This window comes from Clostridium hominis (assembly GCF_014287825.1).
GTDB classification, from domain to species: Bacteria; Bacillota; Clostridia; order Clostridiales; family Clostridiaceae; genus Clostridium; species Clostridium hominis.
Window position 1 is genome coordinate 439,148 of the sequence record NZ_JACOOO010000004.1, and the last position, 21,220, is coordinate 460,367.

A 21,220-nucleotide genomic window follows, 5' to 3' on the forward strand; every position below is an offset into this window, starting at 1 on the left:
TCTATGCGCCCTAGCACATATTTCTCTTAGTTAAAAGTAATATTTCTCCACTTAAGGTATATCTCTCTACACGCAGTGTATATTTCTCTTAGCGTAGCTAACATTTCTCTGGCGAAGGCATATTTCTCCTTACGATAGTAACTCACAAATTGCTATAGCTGTAACTGCTTCTATTACCGGAATAGCTCTTTGTACTATACAAGGATCGTGTCTTCCTTCAACCTTTAGTATAGTATTTTCTTTACTGCCTATATTAATTGTATTTTGCTTCTTGCCAATTGATGAAGTTGGTTTTATTGCAGTAGTGAATATTATAGGCATACCGTTAGTTATTCCCCCTAATATTCCACCATTATTATTAGTTTTAGTCTTTACTACTCCACCTTCATAATATATCTCATCATTTGCTTCTGAGCCTCTCATACTAGTCAGTTCAAATCCTCTTCCAAATTCAACACCTTTAACTGCTGGTACTGAAAATAAAAGGTGAGCTAAAGTAGATTCTACTGAATCAAAAAATGGATTTCCTACACCAGCACTTATTCCAAATACTCCACATTCAATAGTTCCTCCTACTGAATCCATATCTTCTTTTGCCTCTAATATCTCTTTTCTCATATTTTCCTCAATACTTTTATCTATTAAAGGCAATTCAAAACTTTTTAGCGAATTTAAGTAATTCAAATCTAAAGTTGAATCAATAAAACTCTTATCTTTAACATTCTTTATTGACTTAACATGAGCAGCTACTATTATCCCTTTTTCTTTTAATATTTGTTTACATACAGCACCTGCAAAAACTAATGGTGCCGTTATTCTTCCAGAAAAATGTCCTCCACCTCTATAATCATTAAAGCCATTATATCTTATATTCCCACTATAATCGGCATGACCAGGTCTCATTACATCTTTTAAAAGACTATAATCCTTTGATCTTGTATTGGTATTTCTTATAATCGCGCAAAGAGGTGTACCTGTAGTTTTTCCATTAAAATATCCACTTAATATTTCTGGAATATCATCTTCACTTCTTGCAGTAGATAATGGACTTTTACCTGGAGCTCTTCTTCTCATTTCATAAGCTATATCATCTAAATTTAGTTCTAATCCACTAGGCAATCCATCAATATTTATCCCTATGGCATTTCCATGAGATTCTCCAAATATTGATACCTTTATTTTATTTCCCCACATTCCACTCATCTACTTTACCTCCTAACATCTTATAGTCTTCAAAAAACTTTGGATAAGATTTGGCTATGCATTCATAATCTTTTATAATTATAGGATTTTTACATCTAGTAGCAACTATCGCTAATGTCATTGCAATCCTATGATCCTTATGACTCCACACTTCTATTCCACCTTCTAAGCTATCAACGCCATCTATAATTAATCCATCTTCTTTTTCTATTATATTTACACCAAGCTTTGATAACTCGCTATTTACAGCAGCTAATCTATCACACTCTTTAATTCTAAGTCTTCCTGCATTTATTATTTCTGTTCTCCCTTTAGCTAAAGAAGCTGTTGCAGCAAGTACTGGTATTATATCTGGACATTGAGAACCATCTATTATTGTAGAATTTATTATATTACTAACTTCATTTTTAATACCATTTTCAGAGTTTATAAATTTAACGCCCATTCTCTCTAATATATCTACTACTTCTTTATCTCCTTGAAGAGAATTTAATGATAAATCTTGTACTTCAATATTATTTCCTAAAGCATTTGCACATAAGAAAAATGCTCCCTGAGAATAGTCTCCCTCAACTCTATATTTTCTAGAAATATATTTTTGATTTCCTTTAATAATAAACTCCTTATAATCATTATTAATTATCTCTACCCCAAAATCTTTCATAGCTGATAATGTTAAATCAATATAACCTTTTGATTCCATATCTGTAGTTATAATAATCTTAGAATCTTCTTTTAATAAAGGAAGTGTAAATAATAATCCAGTAATAAATTGTGAGCTTACATTTCCTTTTACATAAAACTCTCCACCTTTTAATCTTCCTTCTATATTAAGATTAAGATTTTCTTCTTCATAAGAATATTCAATACCTTGTTTATCAAATATTTCATAATAAGTGTTTAAAGGTCTCTTTCCTAAGTTACCTCTTCCTATAAATTTACTTTTACCTGGAACCAATAAAGATATAGGAATTAAAAACCTTAATGTAGATCCTGATTCATTACAATCTATAACTCTTTCTTCTCTTTTTCCTACAGTAGATGAATATATACCATCTATCTCTAAGCTATCATTATCTTGAATTATATTAGCCCCTAAAGATCTCATTCCTTCTATAGTTGCAATAATATCATCTGAATAATCTATATTGTTAATTTTACTTTTCCCATCACTAAGACTTGCACAAATTATTGCTCTATGGGCCATACTCTTAGAAGGAGGTACTTTTACACTTCCCTCTAACTTTGATGTATATACTTTTAAATCTGCCATAGTACCTCACCTTTACTTTTTGAAAAACTCATTTGTAGTTTTATAAATTTCAGACGTCCCTATTTCCTTTAAAGTAATTAAGTTTAACTTTTTACCTAACTTCTTTTTATCTAAATTCATAGTATCTAAAATATCTTCTATATTAATATCTAGCTTATATGGAAGCTCATACTTCTCTAAAATGCTCTTTATATTTTCACTTGTTCCTACTTTTGTTAGCCCATGTTCTTCACTTACAAGCGAAATATTATACATTCCTATAGCCACAGCTTCTCCATGAGTATATTTAGAATAATTATAATATTGCTCTATTGCATGGCCTATGGTATGGCCAAAGTTTAATAACATTCTTTCCCCATTATCTCTCTCATCCTTTTCCACAACTTCCTTTTTTATATCGCAACACCTGTGGATAATAGTTCCAATATTGTTGATTAATTCATTATAATCATGAATGCTTTCAAGATATTTAAAAAGTTCTTTATCTTTTATACATCCATACTTAATAACTTCTGCCATTCCATCAATTAAAAATCTCTTATCTAATGTTCTTAACACTAATGGATCTATTAGTACTGATTTAGGATGATAAAAACTACCTACAAGATTTTTTCCTTTTTCTAAGTCAACAGCCACCTTACCACCAACACTACTATCAACTTGAGCTAAAAGAGATGTTGGTATTTGAACAAAGCTAACTCCTCTAAGATAAGTTGATGCAACAAAGCCTCCAAGATCTCCAATCACTCCTCCACCTAAAGTAATTATTAAATCACTTCTAGTAAGATTAAAATCTAATAATTCATTATAAACTTTTGGTAAAGTAAAGAAGCTCTTAGTTTCCTCTCCTGCAGGTAAAACATATTTTCTTACTTCATATTTAACATCTTTAAGCTTTGACTCAATAGCATCTCCATAATACTTATTTACATTCTCATCAGTTAATATAAATATCTTATTACCATTGAAAACCTTCTTTATCTCAACATCAACTCTATCTAATAATCCATCCTCTATTATAATGGGATAACTTCTCTCACCTAAATCAACAACTAACTCCATTTTGTTCCTCCTAAATCTCTCTTCCAACTGCTTCAGCAATAATTCTTAAGTCATCCATAATATTGCTGAATAATTCTGGCTTAATTGATTGTTGTCCATCACACCATGCCTTTTGTGGATCATTGTGTACTTCTATTATAAGCCCATCTGCACCTACTGCAACTGCAGCTTTTGCTAAAGGTTCAACCATCCACCATTTTCCTGCCGCATGACTAGGATCTACTATTACAGGTAAATGGCTTAACTTTTTAATTGCAGGTATAGCACTTAAGTCTAAAGTATTTCTAGTGTAAGTTTCAAATGTCCTTATTCCTCTTTCACAAAGAATTACATTTTCATTGCCACCAGCCATTATATATTCAGCACTCATAAGTAACTCTTCTATTGTAGCTGATAGCCCTCTCTTTAAAAGTATTGTTTTATTTGTTTTACCAAGTTCCTTTAATAGATCGAAATTTTGCATATTTCTTGCTCCAACTTGAATAACATCTACATTTTCATTAAATACCTCTATATCATAAGGTGACATTATCTCTGTAACTATAGGTAATCCTGTTTGTTCCCTCGCTATTTTTAATAATTCTAATCCATCATATTTTAAACCTTGGAAACTATAAGGTGAAGTCCTTGGCTTGAAGGCTCCCCCTCTTAAGAAACTTGCCCCATATTTCTTAACATCTTTCGCCACAGTTATTATTTGCTCTTCAGTCTCTACTGAACAAGGTCCTGCTATTACAGAAATTTTTCTTCCACCAATAGTATTTCCATTTACATCTATAATACTATCTTCTGGATGGAACATTCTATTTGCTTTCTTGAAATGCTCTTGAACATGCATTACCCTTTCTACATAAGGATTAGCCTCAATATAACATGGATCTAGCTTACTTGTATCTCCTACTAATCCTAAAATGATAAGTTCTGTTCCGATTACAGGATTAACTGTAACTCCTTTTGACTCTAGGTCCCTAGTTAATTTATTAATTTCCTCTGTGCTTGTTTTTGGTTTTAAAATTACTACCATTTTTAATTGCCCCCTTTTTAAAATAAAAAAGAGAACTCTTAATGAGTTCTCTTTATATAACAAAATTATTAACACTTATTTATATAGAATTATAAAAATTGTGTGCTATTATTATACTCCCATTAAGATAGAATTATATTTATTTGTGCAAAAGAAATAGCCAGCGCTAAAATAAAAGCCCCAGAACATAAAAAAGTAAAAATAGCTATATAATTTTGCAAATAATTCTTTTCTTAACCCTTCCATAATAATACCTCTTTAAGTAAAATTCAAAATTTATGATTTGCCTTCTTAAAGTTACACTGTAAGTGTACTCATTCGAACACAGTTAGTAATTAGATTCCTTTTAATCTTTTTTCTCTTGTGTTAATTATACCAATTTTAACCATATTGTCAACAGACATTTTATAAAATTGGAGCGATTAATCTTATTAATGACTCTTTAATTCTAAGCGATCTACTTCTATTATCATATTCATGCTTTGTTACAAGTTTACATTTTTCTTGGTCTTTATAGAATATACTTTCTTGTTCTTTTGATATTTCCTCATTGTACATAATAGCATTCACTTCAAAATTCAATTTAAAGCTTCTTATATCTAGATTAGCTGTACCAATACTACACACTTTTCCATCTGATACTATAGTTTTTGCATGTATAAATCCTTTTTGATATCTATAAAACTTAATTCCATAATCAATTAACAACCCAATATTAGCACTTAACATCCACTCCATAAAAAAGTGATCTGGTTTTCCTGGAACCATTATCCTTACATCAACTCCAGATAATGCACATATTTTTAATGCCTCTATAACTGGACCATCTGGAACTAAATATGGAGTTTGAATATATACATAATCTTTAGCATCATTAATAATTTTCATATATGCATTTTTTATATACTCTTCCATATGGTCTGGTCCTGAAGATACTATTTGCATTCCTACATCACCATGAGTAGCATGCTCTGGGAAAAACTCAGTCATATCATTAATATTCTCTTCTGCTGCATAATCCCAATCTAAGAGGAATCTCTTATTTAATTCATTTACAGCCTCACCTTGGACTCTTATATGGGTATCTCTCCAAAACTCAAACTGCTTTCCTCTATTTACATACTCATTTCCTACATTGAAACCACCAACATAACCTATTTCACCATCTATTACAACTATCTTTCTATGGTTTCTATAGTTTATACGAGTATTTATGTGGGGTAAAATCCCAGGGAAAAATACTGAAAACTTTATTCCTATACTTTCAATATACCTTATTTCTTTTTTCTTAAGGCTTTTAGATCCCATTCCATCAACTAAAAATCTTACTTCTACACCTTCTTCAACTTTTAACTTTAATTCATTTATTAAAGCTTTTCCTAAATCATCAAATCTAAAAATGTAGTACTCTATATGTATAAATTTTTTAGCTTCTCTTATGTCATTAAATAAATCTCTAAATTTATCCTCTCCATTTATATATGTTTTAACATCATTTCCATTAGTAAATATTGATCCTGAATGATTATAATTCATAAGTATTAAGCTCTTATAATTATCTATGAATTTTTTATCATCCTTTTTAGAGGATTCGTGTTTTTCTTTTACCACCTTCGTCTTAACTTTATCTATTATCTTTTTCTCCCTAAATAATTTTTGTCTACTTAAGTTCTGTCCTAGCGTTAAATATATTACAAAGCCTATACCTGGAAGTATCAATAATATTAATAACCATGCCCATGTTGTATCAGGCTCTTTCCTCTCAATAAATATCAAAGAAAAAACTAATATAATATTTATAAGAAATATTAATGCAACAAAAAATATGTACGCTCCCACTCCTTCACCAACTCCCTTGTTATGCTTATATAATCAATATTATATGTTATCTTGGATTTTGATACTAAAAAGTATCACTACTTCAAATTAGTATATATTGTTATCTATTTAATACCATTAACAAATATACTTATATTATTCTTCATTTGTGTAGCTAAGTCATATTGTCCATGAAATTTACACCAATCAAAAACAATTCCCCTAATATTAATTAGTATCATATTAGAAATCTCGTCTACACCAAATTTAGAATTAATTTGCTTTTTATCCTCAGCTCTTTTTACTATATCAACAATAATCCTATTTATATCTCTTTCCTTGGATCTATATATCTGATTAGATTCAGTATTAATGGATGCTGAAAATATTTGTTTAGCTATAATTAATCCACTATCTGATACAAACTTACCATATTCCTCTGAGAGTGTAATTATATTTTTTAATTCATCTTCATCACTTAACTTCTCTTTTTCTATTTCTTTAAGATATTCATCAACACTTGTATATAACTGAATTATTATATCTCCCTTGTCATTAAAGTAATGATAAAAAGTTCCTATGGAAATATTAGCTGCCTTACAAATTGATCTCACAGTAACATTCTCAAACCCTACTTCATCCATAATTCTTTTTGCAGCTTCTATTATTTCATTTCTTTTTTCAATTTGCTTTTTAGTGGTTTTACTCATATCCTTACTCCTAAAATGCTATTATATTCAATTTAATATTTTATACTATTTTAACATAAGCCATCTATAAGTACCACTTTCTCTTTCTATTAATAATAAATTAGACCATAGAAGTAACCTTCTATGGTCTCTATAATAATAATCAATTTTAGGGGATTAATTATTATTTGCTTATAAACTTATTATTTTGCTTTAGCAGCATTTTCTCCTGCTATTCTTCCAAATACAGTTATATCTGCAAGCGCATTACCACCTAATCTATTTGACCCATGGATTCCTCCAGTTACTTCTCCAGCAGCAAATAATCCTGATATAACATTTCCATCTGTATTAACTACTTCAGCGTTAGTATTAATCTTAACTCCACCCATTGTATGGTGAACTGTTGGTTTTCTAGATGCAGCATAGAATGGTGCAGTATCTATTTTATTAGCAAATAATGTTCTGCCAAACTCATCTTCAGCACCATCAACAGCTTCGTTAAATTTATTAACAGCATTTATAAAATTATCTTTATCTACACCCATCATTTCAGCTAACTCTTCTAAAGTATCTGCTTTATAAGCTCTTCCTGCTTCAACTAACTCGTCTATAGTTTCATTGAAGTTATTTTTAGTATCTCCTGTTGGATATGAATGTTGATCAACAACTATCCACATAAAGTCATCAGTTTGTTCAAATAAAGCTTTAGTCATAACGTCTCTACGTTCACCTTCATCAACAAATCTGTTACCTTCTTTGTTTATAAAGATACGATCTTCAACACCTTGTTCTATATTACCTGTAAGGCTTCCTGTTTCAGGATCACCCATTGGTAATAATTGAATCTTATCCATCCCTACTAATTCTGCTCCTATAGCTTCAGCCATAACAACACCGTCCCCAGTAGCTCCTGGATGATTTGTAGTTCCTATTGAATTATCTAAAGTTCCCCAAATCCCATCGTATTCTTGTCTCATTTCAACATTAGCACCAAATCCACCAGTAGCTAATATTACACCGTTATTTGCTTTTATAGTTACTTTATTGCCTTTAGAACCTTCAGCCATAACACCAACTACTTTTCCATCTTCTACAATAAGCTCAGTAGCTTTAGTTTCTAACATAACTTCAACATTATTCTCTTCTAAATATGGCATATATGCTTGTTCAAAGTACCCTGTACCTAATGGTAAAACTGGTTTATGAGCTCTTGGCCATAAACCACCTAAAACAGTAAATACTTCATCTTTAAATTGCATTCCTAAGCTTTCAAGCCATTCAATACCTGAATAAGCATTATCAGTAAGAACCTTTACTAACTCTGGATTTCCTAAATTATCTCCTCCAGATAAAGTTTGCTCATAATGTTTTTCTGGTGAATCCTCTATACCTTGAGCTGATTGTCTGATTGGGTCTGCAGCATTATACGCAGTACCTGAAATCATTGTATTTCCTCCAACCTTACCCATTTTTTCAATTATTAATACTTCTGCTCCATTTTGATGTGCTGTAACTGCAGCAGCCATACCAGCTCCTCCCGCACCAATCACAAGAACATCAGTAGTCTTTTCAATATCTTCTACTGCAACTTCATTACTCTCTGCTCTTTTATTTAAAGCATCTATATCTACTCCTGATTGCTTAAGAGCTTCTGTTACAGCTGTTATTATAGCCATACTTGAAACTGTAGCTCCTGAAATAGTATCTACGTTTACACTTTGAGTATCAATTATTTCACTTGGAACTTTATCAAATGCTGGATCTGAAATTCCTGGAGATTCATTATGTTCTAGAATATTTATCTCCTTAATAGATGTCTCATCAACAGTAACAGATAATTTTAGATCTGCATTATGCCCTTTAGCTGTGGCTTCATAAGTACCCGCCTTAAAAGTAATAGCAGAATCATCTGCAGTTGATTTTTCGCCACAACCAACTAAACTTGTAGCAATAGTTAAAGTCATTAGTGCACTAATAATTACAGTGCTTAATTTTTTTCTTTTCATCAGTAGTCCCCCCTCTAATATAGAACACGTTCTAAAACTTGTTCTATAACAGAGTATTATATTTAACAATCATAGTCAACTATTTTTTCTATATAATCCATTTTTTTCTTTATATTGTTTGTGAAAGCATTTTACATTTTAATTTTTATTATCTTACGAATTTACATCACATTTAAATATTGTTAAAAATAAAATAATACTTGAAATAAAAAAAACTAGAAGACTCTCATCTTCTAGTTTTTGTTTTCTATTTTTATGATAGGTTTTGTTTTGTATATATTATTAGATTTCATTTTAAATGAAACACACTACTTGTACACACTCGTAGGTGTAAGTTCGATTATCCAAATTTAAATTTGGAATCTCTCTTATCCGAAGTATCTGTTTAATAAACCTTCGAAAGCTTTTCCGTGTCTAGCTTCATCTTTAGCCATTTCATGAACTGTGTCATGGATAGCATCTAAGTTAGCAATCTTAGCTCTCTTAGCTAAATCGAATTTACCTTCAGTAGCTCCGTTTTCTGCAGCGATTCTTAATTCTAAGTTCTTCTTAGTTGAGCTTGTAACAACTTCTCCTAATAATTCAGCAAACTTAGCTGCATGTTCTGCTTCTTCTAAAGCTGCTTTTTCCCAGTAAAGACCGATTTCTGGGTAACCTTCTCTGTGTGCTACTCTTGACATTGCTAAGTACATTCCTACTTCACAACATTCTCCTTCAAAGTTAGCTCTTAAGTCAGCCATTATATCTTCTGGTGATCCTTGTGCAACTCCTACTTCGTGCTCACAAGCCCAGTTTAATCCTTCACCTTGTTCTTTGAATTTATCAGCTCCAACGTGACATACTGGACATTCTGCTGGTGCAGCTTCTCCTTCATGAACATATCCACATACTGTACATACAAATTTCTTCATAATTAACTCCTCCATTTTTCAACAATTAAATATATTTTTCTATATCTTTATTATATAGCATAATTTAACAAAGTAAATATTCTATTGGTCAATTTTCAATATTATCACAAATGATCCAAGTAAAACTCGTTACTCATATACATTCGTAGACATAAGTTCCATTATCCAAATTTAACTTTGGAATATCCCTTATCCGAAGTATCTGTTTAATAAACCTTCGAAAGCTTTTCCGTGTCTAGCTTCATCTTTAGCCATTTCATGAACTGTGTCATGGATAGCATCTAAGTTAGCAATCTTAGCTCTCTTAGCTAAATCGAATTTACCTTCAGTAGCTCCGTTTTCTGCAGCGATTCTTAATTCTAAGTTCTTCTTAGTTGAGCTTGTAACAACTTCTCCTAATAATTCAGCAAACTTAGCTGCATGTTCTGCTTCTTCTAAAGCTGCTTTTTCCCAGTAAAGACCGATTTCTGGGTAACCTTCTCTATGTGCTACTCTTGACATTGCTAAATACATTCCTACTTCACAACATTCTCCTTCAAAGTTAGCTCTTAAGTCAGCCATTATATCTTCTGGTGATCCTTGTGCAACTCCTACTTCGTGCTCACAAGCCCACATTAAGTTTCCTTCTTGAACTTTAAATTTATCAGCTCCAACACCACATAATGGACATACTTCTGGTGCAACTTCTCCTTCATGAACATATCCACATACTGTACATACAAACTTCTTCATAATTAAATCCTCCTATTGATTCAAACATTTATTTATATATTTCTAATATCTTATACTCTTTATCTTATAGTTTTAATCTGCAGTGCTTAATGCACCTTACATTTATTATTATATAATAATTATTATTAATTGCAAGCCTTTTTTAAAAAATTTTTTATTATTTTTTCATTTTTCTTCTAATTGATAATAAGTATCAATTATTGATATAACTTACTTTACACATTTCTTCTTTGATATTTCTTATCAAATGATAATATTATCATTTACTCAAAATAAAATACTACTAGTAATTTACTAGTAGTATTTTATTTATATTTTTACTCTTTTATTATCTAATAGTAATTATTACTTAATAATAAGCTTGTGTTTTTTTAACTGACTTTTTGTAGTATCACACTTTAATCACATTTCAATACTATTATTGATTTAAATAAATCTCCGTCTATCTCTATCTCAAAATTTCCTCCATGAAGCTCTACTATACTCTTTGCTATAGCAAGCCCTAATCCTGAACCTTCGCTAGTACGCGCTTCATCTGCTCTCTTAAATCTTTCTGTTATCTCATTAACATCAAAGTTTAATTCATAGGCAGCAATATTTTTCATTACTATTTTTACATTTTCATCTTCCTTAATAACATCTATATATACTCTAGTGTTAGTAAGTGAGTATTTTATAACATTTGAAATTAAATTTTCAAAAACTCTATATAACCTCTTTCCATCACCTTTAATATATATCTTTTCTTCTGGAGTATTTACTTTTAAGTTCAATCCATTCTGACTTATTCTCTCATCATTCTCACCTAGTACTTGTTTAAGCAATTGAACTATTTCAATTTTTTCAACATTTAATTCCATTGCTCCACTAGCAGCTTTTGATGCTTCAAATAAATCTTCAATTAACACTTTTAATCTCTGCGCCTTATTATCAAGTACATTAATGTAATCCCTCGCCTCTTCCGGCTCTATATTTTCTCTCTTTAAAAGATCAATATAATTTATTATTGAAGTTAATGGTGTCTTTAAATCATGAGATACGTTTGTTATAAGCTCTGTCTTCATTCTTTCACTTTTAACTTCCTTCTGAATAGATTCTCTTAAGCCTTCTTTCATATTATTGATATTATGAGCTAAGTCTGTAAATCTTCCTTGACCTTTTTCTTCAATCTTATAAGTTAATCTTCCTTCAGCCCCATCTTTAGCTCCATCCATTATCTTTTCTAGATATGCTAACTTTTTAAGCCCTACTACAATAAATACTATTGTAAGTATTATTCCTGCAATAAAGAATATCCAAAACAACTCCCAGAATACTGCTGCCATAAATAATAATATCCCGCCTATAGCTCCATATATTAAAAACATTAATAAAATACTTCTAAATATTGATCCATTTTTCATTAATACTTGAAGGTTATCCCATAACTTTTTACTGATATTATTTTTTAATAAAGTTCCATCTTTATAGTTTGAATATAAGTCTTTAAATATCAGATACCATATAGCCAAAAGAATTGACATAGATATAATTCCTCTAACTGTTAATCTTGAAATATATCCGCTATAATAATATCCATGTCTACTCACTAACCAAACTAGCCATGATAATATTCCCGCTCCAACCTTATATTCTATCGGATATTTTTTTATCTTACTTAAAATATTATTTATATATAAACTATCAAGTTTCTTCTTTTTTAATATATTTAATATTACTGCACTCATTAATAATGCAATACTTAATATTAACATATTTCCTAAAAGTCTATTTCTGTTACTTATTAAATCATTCCACACACTATATATTGAATCACCTTTAACAATCTGCTTCGGCATCCATACATATATTGTAATATCATGATTTTTTGCTGTATTATTTATATAATTATAGCTAGTGCTTACTTCTGTTTCAGTATCGTAATATTTATATTCATATGGATAATAATTATATAAATCTTTTTCTTTAACTGCTTTTCCTTCTACAAACATATCAACTGTTACATTCCCATTTGGCGAAATATTTACAGTTTCAAAAAATCTACCATTAGCCTTTAGACTTCCAATATCATTTTGTTCATTAATAATCCACTTCTTAGTAGTTTCATCATAAGCGCTAAAATTAAGATTTTTATAAGAACTTAACTCATTACTTAAATTATTATAACTATTAATTTTTCTTTCTATTATATATGCTGTAAACTCTTCTTCAGTAAGATTGTATTTCTCTCTAACTTTTTGTTCTTCCTCTTCTAACCTTTTTTCTCTAGCATCATATTCTAAGTCATTGAAACTGTTGCTGTTATATAAATTGTTAATAGCATCATCAATCTCACTATTAATCTTCTCTTCAATCTCAGCTCTACATATATCCATATCATTTGCCGTTATATTATTTACATTCTTAATATAGTCTTCTGACTTATAATATAATGCGTAGTCAATAGCACTTCGAACGTAACTATCTATTTCATTATACATATCTGTTCTTAAAAATTTATCCTTTGGAGATATATATTTTAAGTTATCCTTAATATCAAATACTGATAAAATTATTGTTGATACTAATATAAGGATTAATATATATATTATAAAACTTGAGTACTTGCTTTTAATACTTTTCAATTTTGTATCCAATTCCCCACACCACCTTTAAATATTTTGGATCTTTAGGATTAATCTCAATTTTTTCTCTAATTCTTCTAATATGAACCGCTACTGTATTTTCAGCATTGTAGCTTGGTTCTTTCCATACCTTTTCATATATTTCATCTATTGAAAATACTCTTCCCTGATTTCTTAAAAGCAGTTCTAGTATTCCAAACTCAGTAGCTGTAACTTTAATTACCTCTCCATCTACTATTACTTCTTTAGTATCAAGATTCAGCGACAAACCTCCACTACCAATTATTGAATTAGACTCTTCCTTTTGTTGTGATACTCCAAAATTTCCAAGCATAGTATATCTTCTAAGCTGTGATTTAACTCTAGCTATCATTTCTAATGGATTAAAAGGCTTAGTTATATAATCATCTGCCCCCATATTTAGCCCTAATATTTTATCTGTATCCTCTGACTTTGCCGATATTAATATAATAGGAATATTCTTCTCTTCTCTTATCTTCATAGTTGTTCTAAGTCCATCCATCTTAGGCATCATTATATCCATCAAAATTAGATGTACTTCATTTTCCATTAAAGCTTCTATAGCTTGAATTCCATCATATGCCTTAATTACATTAATACCTTCATTTCTTAAATATATATCAATTGCATCAACAATCTCCTTATCATCATCAACTACTAAAACATTACTTTTTACCAATTTAATTCAACCCCTTAAGTGAAATTCTAAATTTTATATTTAGTTAATTAAACTTACATCTCATGAAATATGAATGAGATGTTTCCACTAGTAATTATAACACGTTTTTCTCAATCCTATATTTATATACTACTTCATAAGTTTTACAAAAGGCTTTTATAAATATTACGTTTTTCTTAAAAGTTACGGATTCGCTTCACAACTAATTTTTTCAAAACAAAAAGTCCAGCAATTGCTGAACTTTTTTATATTTAATATCAAATTTTTTTAACTTTAGAAAGCATTGCCTTTAAATATATATAACATTTCTCTTCACCAAAGTTTAATTCTATATGCTTATTAATAATCCTGCTATTGTTGCACTTAAAAGATTACAAAGCGTACCTGCTGCTACAGCCTTCCATCCTAAACGTGCAATATCATGTTTTCTATTTGGAGCCATCCCCCCAATTCCACCAATAAGTATCGCTATTGATGAAATGTTAGCAAACCCACATAGTGAGAATGTAACTATGGCTACTGTTTTAGCTGATAGAGTTCCCATTAATGGTGACAAACTAGTAAATGCTACAAATTCATTTAATATTACTTTTTGACCTATTAATGAACCCGCAGTTACAGCCTCATTCCAAGGTACCCCAATTACAGCTGCCACTGGTGAGAATATATATCCTAATATAGTTTGCAAGCTTAAGTCTGCAAAACCAAACCAGCCTCCAACCCATCCAATTAGTCCATTTACTAAAGCTATTAATGCTACAAATGCTAAAAGAATTGCAGCTATATTAAGTACTAACCCTAATCCATCTATAGCTCCTTTTGCTGCAGCATCAACAACATTAGCAGAATCATCTTTTACCATCTCTATTTCATTATTTACTTCTGCTTCTTTAATTTCTGGTAGTATTATTTTTGATATTACTAGCCCTGCTGGAGCCGCCATAAAGCTTGCAGATACAAGATACTCTATAGGAATCCCAAGTAATGAATATCCAACTAATATAGATCCTGATACTGATGCAAGTCCTCCAACCATTACTGTAAAAAGCTCTGACTCAGTTAATTTTTCAACATATGGTTTTATTAAAAGTGGTGCCTCTGTTTGCCCTAAAAATATATTAGCTGAAGCAGATATTGTTTCTAGTTTTGATGTTCCTAGAAGTTTTGCTAATCCACCTCCAATTATTTTTATAACGAATTGCATAACTCCTAAATAATATAATATAGAAACTATTGCTGATATAAAAATAATTACAGATAATACATTAACAGCAAATATACTACCATCTTTAGATAATGAACCAAAAATAAAACTTACACCTTCATTAGCATAATTTATTACTGATTGAACTCCTAATGCAACTTTTCCTAAAACGTATTTACCAACACTCCATTTTAGTGCTATAACAGCAAATCCAAATTGTATTAAAAAACCTATTATAACAGTTCTCCAATTAATTTTTTTCTTATTATTAGATAATAAGAAAGCTACTAAAAAAATAAAAATAATTCCTAATATACTATTTAAAATTGCCATAGTATCTCCTCTTCCTTTGTACAAAATTATTTAACATTAGTATTTGCAAATACTAATGTTAATATACCTATCTAACTTCTTTTCCAAATGGCATTAATGATAGTTTAGCTAACTTTAAACTCTGTGCCGCGAATGGTATTCCAACTATTGTTATACATAAAAGTAGTGCACTTATAAGATTTGCTATACATAACTCAAATCCACCAAATATTAACCAAAGTATATTTAAAACAAGGCTAGTCCCACTGTCGTTTACTGTTGTAACTTCCTTTCCAAAAGACGCAAATTGTAACTTAGCCATTTTGAAGCATTGCTTACCTACCGGTATTCCAACTATAGTTATACACCACAATATCCCTGTGAATATCCATCCTATCGCCCCAAATAATCCACCAAATATCATCCATATTATATTTCCTAAACAACTCATCTTTTCACCTCCTATTTTGTTAATAAAATTTTTACAAAACATTTTCTATTATATAAGTTTTTATTTTAATATCAATAAGTTTATTATATGGTAATTTATTCCGCGATCCATCCTATAAGTTATCACATTTCCTTGACTATAATATAATATATGATATATAATTTATGAAAGTAATATTAAAAATATATAATAGTATATGCAAAGATAAGGAGTAGTACTGTATAATTTAATCTTAAGAGAGCTATCGGTTGGTGTAAGATAGTGATGAATGTATAGGAACTTGCCTTGGAGCTTACTTGTCAAAAGCAAGTACGGAGTCCCCGTTATGGATTTAAGTGAAAACTTTTTTTAATTATTAATTAAAAATGAAAAATTTTGAATTAATGATAAAACTCTAAAGAGTTTTTTAAATTATCTTTCAGAAATTCTCAAAAGAATTTCTTCCTTAATTTTTCATTATACATTTCTAATTATTAATTGTTTTAATAAGAGTGGTACCGCGAAACAATGCCTTTCGTCTCTTAATTGAGATGAGGGCTTTTTTTATTTTAATTAACAATTAACAGTTAAGAGTTAAAAATTATTGATAAAACTGCCATGCGGTTTTTAAAATTATAATCTTAAAAGTCAGCTTTACTGATCTTTTTACACTAACTATTATCTATTAATTATTAACTATTAACTAGTTTTAGGAGGTTTTAAATATGAGTAACTACGGAACTGCCATCGATAAAAAATGGCAAAATAAGTGGGAAGAAACAGAACTTTATAAATTTAATCCTGATAACGAAGGTGAAAAGCTTTATGTTTTAGAGATGTTCTCTTATCCATCAGGAAGCCAATTACATGCTGGTCACTGGTTTAATTATGGACCTGTTGATTCATGGGCAAGATTAAAAAAGATGCAAGGCTACAACGTATTCCAACCAATGGGATTTGATGCCTTTGGATTACCAGCTGAAAACTTTGCAATTAAAACAGGTATCCATCCTTGGGATTCTACTGAAAAGAATATCAAGACTATGGAAGAACAATTAAAAGCAATGGGTGCAATGTTTAACTGGGAAAATGAAGTTATAACTTGTACTCCTGAATATTATAAATGGACTCAATGGGTATTCTTACAATTATTAAAGAATGGATTAGCTTACAGAAAGAAAGCTCCTGTAAACTGGTGTCCATCTTGTAATACAGTTTTAGCTAACGAGCAAGTTCTTGACGGTGCTTGTGAAAGATGTTCAACTGAAGTTACTAAGAAAGACTTAACTCAATGGTTCTTCAAAATAACTGAATATGCTGATGAGCTATTAGAAAAATTAGATACTTTAGATTGGCCTGAAAAGACAGTTGCTATGCAAAAACATTGGATTGGAAAATCTACTGGTGCTGAAGTTACTTTCAATGTTAAGGATTCAGATCTTAGCTTTGATGTATTCACAACTAGAGTTGATACTTTAAATGGTGTTACTTATGTTGTTTTAGCTCCTGAAAATGAATTAGTAGACAAATTAACTACTGCTGAAAATAAAGATGCAGTTGAAGAATATAAAGATGCAGCTAAAAAGCAATCTGATATAGAAAGACAATCTCTATCAAGAGAAAAAACTGGTGTATTCACTGGCTCATATGCTATAAATCCTATAAATGGTAAAGAGGTTCCAATATGGGTTGGTGACTACGTACTTGCAACTTACGGTACTGGTGCTGTTATGGCTGTTCCTGCTCACGATGAAAGAGACTTTGCTTTTGCTACTAAATTCAACTTACCAATAGAGAGAGTTATAGTAAGTAAAAAAGGTGAAGAAATAGAACTTCCATACTGTGAATATGGAAAACTAGTTAACTCTGGTGAATTTGATGGCTTAACTACTGAAGAAGCTAAAGAAGCTATAGTTGCAAAACTTGCTGAAAATAACTTAGGTACTGCTAAAGTTAATTACAGATTAAGAGACTGGTTAGTTTCAAGACAAAGATATTGGGGTGCACCAATTCCAATAATCTACTGTGAAGATTGTGGTGCTGTTCCAGTTCCAGAAAAGGATCTTCCAGTTCAATTACCTTACAACGTAGAATTTGCTCCAGATGGTAAGTCACCACTTGCTAAGTGTGAAGAGTTTGTAAACACAACTTGTCCTTGCTGTGGTAAGCCTGCTAAGAGAGAAGTTGATACTTTAGATACATTCGTATGTTCATCTTGGTATCAAATGAGATATGTAGATAATAAAAATACTGAAAAAGCATTCGATAAAGAATTAGTAGATAAGATGCTTCCAGTTGACAAATATGTTGGTGGACCAGAGCATGCTTGTATGCATTTATTATATGCAAGATTTATAACTAAAGCTTTAAGAGATATGGGTTACTTAAGCTTTGATGAACCATTCAAGAGCTTAACTCACCAAGGACTTATCTTAGGACCAGATGGATTAAAGATGTCTAAATCTAAAGGAAATACTATATCTCCAGACGATTATATTAAAGAATATGGTGCAGATGTATTTAGAATGTATCTAATGTTTGGATTTGCTTACACAGAAGGTGGGGCTTGGAGTGATGACGGTATTAAGTCAGTAGCTAGATTTGTTGATAGAATCGAAAGATACCTTGATATGTGTAGAGAAGCTATACAATCTGGAGAAAACAACAAAACTACAATGGATAAAGCTGAGAAAGAATTAAACTTCTGGTTAAACAACGCTATTAAGGGAGTCACTGAAGATGCTGATAAGATGCAATTCAATACTGCTATAGCAAGAATGATGGAATTCATAAACGCTTTATCTAAGTATACTAAGGAAGAAGTTAAAAACTTAGACTTCTTAAACACTGTTTGCGAAAACTTCATTAAGATTTTAGCTCCATTCGCTCCTCACTTTGCTGAAGAACAATGGTCATTATTAACTGGTAAATATTCAGTATTTAACGAAGCTTGGCCAATATACGATGCTAAAGCTCTTGTTAAAGATGAAATAGAAATAGCCATCCAAGTTAATGGTAAGATAAAAAACAGAATTAATGTTGCCTCTGATTTAGATGAAGAAGGAATTAAGGCTGCTGCATTAGCTGATGAGGCTATAGTTGCTGCTACTGAAGGCAAAAATATAGTTAAGGTTATTGTTATAAAAGGAAGACTTGTTAACATAGTTGTTAAATAATTTTATAATAATCTTCTGAGCTGAAGTAATACTACTTCGGCTCATTTTTATTTTTAACAACTATTTTAAGCAAAGAATAAGAATAATATTAAATAAATGTAATAAGTTTATAAGTGTATAAAATATCAATAATCCTCTACTTGCGATTATTGATATTTTCATTTCCTTCTCATTTGATTCCTTACTTCTAAAATACCAATAATAAAGGACGCCACCACAAACTATAATCTTTAAAAAGTATGGTAATGCTCCATCTATTACTGGCGCTAAAAAAATATTAGCTTCTTTAAACATTGTAGGTTCTATAGCTAAAAGAATTTTTGTGAAGAACAAATCAGATAAATTTAATACATATAATATCCTAAGGTTTACTTTTAATTTATAATATTTATTTTCCATTAAATAATTATTTTTTAAAAACATAACTCTCTCACTTTCATTTTTATAAATTTAAATAATATGTACTAACAGTTTAAATATTAGTGAAAGAATATTTTTTTAATATAAAAGTATTACTTAACTTTTATTAATTAAATTTGCTCAATAATATAGTAGTATGCTTACTTTAAGATATTATATAACCATATATAAAGTTTATCTCTATTTAATACTAATGCTCAAGAAATTTAATAATACAAATTATTATTTTTTAACAACTTTTTCATAAGTTCAACTTACTTTATGACAACTATATAAAAAAAGATGTAGCTTTCGCTACATCTTATCGAGAACTATTTTAAATTTTTGTAATACTGAACTTACTATTTCCTTATCTAATGGATTATAGTATTTTAATAAATCTGACTGTTCTAATGCATCATACGCTTCCCTAGCCATTTCCATCCAATTTTCCGGTATATACACCCATACTATTTCTTCATAACTGCAACTCAATAAAAAATGTTCCATTCCAAAGAATGAATATTCCTCTATTTTGTGTAGTTCATTAAATGCCTCATAATCTTTAACGATCTGGCTAGTTAGTTTATATTCATATATATCTGCATAGAAAAAATCAAATTCTTCCGCTTCTGCCTTAAAGGCATCTATATTAATAACTTTAATTTTAGAATTCTCTTTGAAATTACAGTTATATAAATCAATTACATCCTTACTAACCTCGTAAACTATAATCTCTTCTACGTCTTCCTTCTTTGCCATCTCTTGAACAACATATCCAAGTCCTAATCCTACTACTCCAACTTTACCCTTTGCTCTTTCTATAGCAAAATATGCCCCCTCTATTTCTAACGGTGTTAATCTCATCCAGATATGATTATATTCATGAATTAACTCAGCTATTCTTAAGTTAATTCTATCCTTCTTCTCATATAAATAGCCTTGAACAATCCCTTGCAATCCATCAAGTTTCTTTATCTCAAAATCACCAATTTTACGAGGTCTTATCTTTCTATTATATTCCTTTATTTTATTTAAGACATAGTCTCTATCAAAAGGCTTCAATCTTAACAATCCCTTTCTATTTTTTATACTTTAACTTTATCCCCAATACCATTATACACTTTATATTGTGCCGAACATAATAAATATTATATTTACAATTTATAGAAATTTCAACCCTTTTATAAGATGTTATTATTTTACAATATATACCTAAAAAACCTCTTGCCATTTCCGACTAATATGGTATACTATAAATATAATTTGAATATAAATAATATGAGGTGAATAAATATGAACAAATTTATAATAAGCGAAGAAGCATACAACGAATTCAAATCATTTTTACAAGATAACGAAATAGAAAAATTCAGCATAAGAATTAACTTAGCAGGTTTTGGTTGTAGTGGGCCAGCATTTAACATAACTGTTGATGATGCTAACGAAAACGACGTAGTAGAAACTATGAACGATATCACTTTCATAGCTGAATCAAAATTAATCGATGAATTCGGTGGATTTAAATTATTATCTTCAGAAGAAAATGGTGGAAGAGGGTTATCTTTAAAACCAGTTATAGAAGTTGAAGGTGGATGCGGTTCTTGTGGAGGCGGTTGTCACCACTAGAAATAATAAGAGCTATTGATAATTC

Annotated in this window: 17 protein-coding genes and 1 other annotated feature; of the genes, 2 read left to right on the forward strand and 15 right to left on the reverse strand. The window is 30.0% G+C overall.

Annotated features, from left to right (window positions below):
- Positions 1-129: 129 nt before the first annotated feature.
- From aroC to H8S20_RS03805, 13 genes are all read right to left on the reverse strand, one after another.
- Positions 130-1,203: a chorismate synthase gene (gene aroC, locus H8S20_RS03745; protein WP_186859309.1), complete on the reverse strand. Its 1,074-nt coding sequence runs from the start codon at positions 1,201-1,203 to the stop codon at positions 130-132.
- Complete coding sequence (aroA, locus tag H8S20_RS03750) at positions 1,181-2,476, reverse strand: 3-phosphoshikimate 1-carboxyvinyltransferase (protein WP_186859310.1); 1,296 nt, start codon at positions 2,474-2,476, stop codon at positions 1,181-1,183. Before aroA ends, aroC begins: the two co-directional genes overlap by 23 nt.
- A 12-nt stretch (positions 2,477-2,488) precedes the next feature.
- The gene (gene aroB / locus H8S20_RS03755; protein ID WP_186859311.1) at positions 2,489-3,538 is read right to left on the reverse strand and encodes a 3-dehydroquinate synthase; all 1,050 of its coding nucleotides are present in this window, start codon (positions 3,536-3,538) and stop codon (positions 2,489-2,491) included.
- A gap of 10 nt (positions 3,539-3,548) precedes the next feature.
- A complete protein-coding gene (gene aroF, locus H8S20_RS03760; protein ID WP_186859312.1) occupies positions 3,549-4,562 on the reverse strand; it encodes a 3-deoxy-7-phosphoheptulonate synthase in 1,014 nt (337 codons plus the stop codon).
- Positions 4,563-4,967: 405 nt separating this feature from the next.
- Positions 4,968-6,401 carry a cardiolipin synthase gene (gene cls, locus H8S20_RS03765; protein WP_186859313.1) on the reverse strand — a complete coding sequence of 478 codons (1,434 nt, stop codon included), beginning with the start codon at positions 6,399-6,401 and terminating at the stop codon, positions 4,968-4,970.
- Positions 6,402-6,505: 104 nt separating this feature from the next.
- Complete coding sequence (locus H8S20_RS03770; protein WP_032119945.1) at positions 6,506-7,090, reverse strand: TetR/AcrR family transcriptional regulator; 585 nt, start codon at positions 7,088-7,090, stop codon at positions 6,506-6,508.
- A 182-nt stretch (positions 7,091-7,272) separates the two neighbouring features.
- Positions 7,273-9,078: a flavocytochrome c gene (locus H8S20_RS03775; RefSeq protein WP_186859314.1), complete on the reverse strand. Its 1,806-nt coding sequence runs from the start codon at positions 9,076-9,078 to the stop codon at positions 7,273-7,275.
- A gap of 368 nt (positions 9,079-9,446) precedes the next feature.
- Positions 9,447-9,989, reverse strand: a complete 543-nt coding sequence (locus H8S20_RS03780; RefSeq protein WP_032120009.1) for an NADH peroxidase — start codon at positions 9,987-9,989, stop codon at positions 9,447-9,449.
- Between the two features lie 189 nt (positions 9,990-10,178).
- Positions 10,179-10,721, reverse strand: a complete 543-nt coding sequence (locus H8S20_RS03785) for an NADH peroxidase (protein WP_032120010.1) — start codon at positions 10,719-10,721, stop codon at positions 10,179-10,181.
- A 398-nt stretch (positions 10,722-11,119) separates the two neighbouring features.
- Positions 11,120-13,357 carry a HAMP domain-containing sensor histidine kinase gene (locus H8S20_RS03790; RefSeq protein ID WP_186859315.1) on the reverse strand — a complete coding sequence of 746 codons (2,238 nt, stop codon included), beginning with the start codon at positions 13,355-13,357 and terminating at the stop codon, positions 11,120-11,122.
- Complete coding sequence (locus H8S20_RS03795) at positions 13,332-14,045, reverse strand: response regulator transcription factor (protein ID WP_032120011.1); 714 nt, start codon at positions 14,043-14,045, stop codon at positions 13,332-13,334. Before H8S20_RS03795 ends, H8S20_RS03790 begins: the two co-directional genes overlap by 26 nt.
- 328 nt (positions 14,046-14,373) lie before the next feature.
- On the reverse strand, positions 14,374-15,582 hold the full coding sequence (locus H8S20_RS03800) for a NupC/NupG family nucleoside CNT transporter (RefSeq protein ID WP_186859316.1): 1,209 nt from the start codon (positions 15,580-15,582) through the stop codon (positions 14,374-14,376).
- Between the two features lie 67 nt (positions 15,583-15,649).
- The gene (locus tag H8S20_RS03805) at positions 15,650-16,012 is read right to left on the reverse strand and encodes a YccF domain-containing protein (protein WP_186859317.1); all 363 of its coding nucleotides are present in this window, start codon (positions 16,010-16,012) and stop codon (positions 15,650-15,652) included.
- Between the two features lie 192 nt (positions 16,013-16,204).
- Positions 16,205-16,375 (forward strand) — a binding site (T-box leader).
- Between the two features lie 341 nt (positions 16,376-16,716).
- On the opposite strand from H8S20_RS03805, the gene leuS reads away from it, so the two are divergent.
- Positions 16,717-19,167: a leucine--tRNA ligase gene (gene leuS, locus H8S20_RS03810; protein ID WP_186859318.1), complete on the forward strand. Its 2,451-nt coding sequence runs from the start codon at positions 16,717-16,719 to the stop codon at positions 19,165-19,167.
- Positions 19,168-19,227: 60 nt separating this feature from the next.
- Here leuS and H8S20_RS03815 read toward each other — a convergent pair whose 3' ends face one another.
- The gene (locus tag H8S20_RS03815; RefSeq protein WP_141395465.1) at positions 19,228-19,566 is read right to left on the reverse strand and encodes a DUF5658 family protein; all 339 of its coding nucleotides are present in this window, start codon (positions 19,564-19,566) and stop codon (positions 19,228-19,230) included.
- 315 nt (positions 19,567-19,881) lie between these two features.
- The gene (locus H8S20_RS03820; protein ID WP_186859418.1) at positions 19,882-20,631 is read right to left on the reverse strand and encodes a class I SAM-dependent methyltransferase; all 750 of its coding nucleotides are present in this window, start codon (positions 20,629-20,631) and stop codon (positions 19,882-19,884) included.
- A 231-nt stretch (positions 20,632-20,862) separates the two neighbouring features.
- Here H8S20_RS03820 and H8S20_RS03825 point away from each other — a divergent pair, with 231 nt between their 5' ends.
- The gene (locus H8S20_RS03825) at positions 20,863-21,195 is read left to right on the forward strand and encodes a HesB-like protein (protein WP_032120017.1); all 333 of its coding nucleotides are present in this window, start codon (positions 20,863-20,865) and stop codon (positions 21,193-21,195) included.
- The last annotated feature ends 25 nt before the right edge of the window (positions 21,196-21,220 follow it).

Excerpts from the sequence above, each read along its gene's own strand:
- aroC (WP_186859309.1), bottom strand. The coding sequence starts at position 1,203 with ATGAGTGGAATGTGGGGAAATAAAATAAAGGTATCAATATTTGGAGAA.
- aroA (WP_186859310.1), bottom strand. The coding sequence starts at position 2,476 with ATGGCAGATTTAAAAGTATATACATCAAAGTTAGAGGGAAGTGTAAAA.
- aroB (WP_186859311.1), bottom strand. The coding sequence starts at position 3,538 with ATGGAGTTAGTTGTTGATTTAGGTGAGAGAAGTTATCCCATTATAATA.
- aroF (WP_186859312.1), bottom strand. The coding sequence starts at position 4,562 with ATGGTAGTAATTTTAAAACCAAAAACAAGCACAGAGGAAATTAATAAA.
- H8S20_RS03770 (WP_032119945.1), bottom strand. The coding sequence starts at position 7,090 with ATGAGTAAAACCACTAAAAAGCAAATTGAAAAAAGAAATGAAATAATA.
- H8S20_RS03775 (WP_186859314.1), bottom strand. The coding sequence starts at position 9,078 with ATGAAAAGAAAAAAATTAAGCACTGTAATTATTAGTGCACTAATGACT.
- H8S20_RS03780 (WP_032120009.1), bottom strand. The coding sequence starts at position 9,989 with ATGAAGAAATTTGTATGTACAGTATGTGGATATGTTCATGAAGGAGAA.
- H8S20_RS03785 (WP_032120010.1), bottom strand. The coding sequence starts at position 10,721 with ATGAAGAAGTTTGTATGTACAGTATGTGGATATGTTCATGAAGGAGAA.
- H8S20_RS03800 (WP_186859316.1), bottom strand. The coding sequence starts at position 15,582 with ATGGCAATTTTAAATAGTATATTAGGAATTATTTTTATTTTTTTAGTA.
- H8S20_RS03805 (WP_186859317.1), bottom strand. The coding sequence starts at position 16,012 with ATGAGTTGTTTAGGAAATATAATATGGATGATATTTGGTGGATTATTT.
- leuS (WP_186859318.1), top strand. The coding sequence starts at position 16,717 with ATGAGTAACTACGGAACTGCCATCGATAAAAAATGGCAAAATAAGTGG.
- H8S20_RS03815 (WP_141395465.1), bottom strand. The coding sequence starts at position 19,566 with ATGGAAAATAAATATTATAAATTAAAAGTAAACCTTAGGATATTATAT.
- H8S20_RS03825 (WP_032120017.1), top strand. The coding sequence starts at position 20,863 with ATGAACAAATTTATAATAAGCGAAGAAGCATACAACGAATTCAAATCA.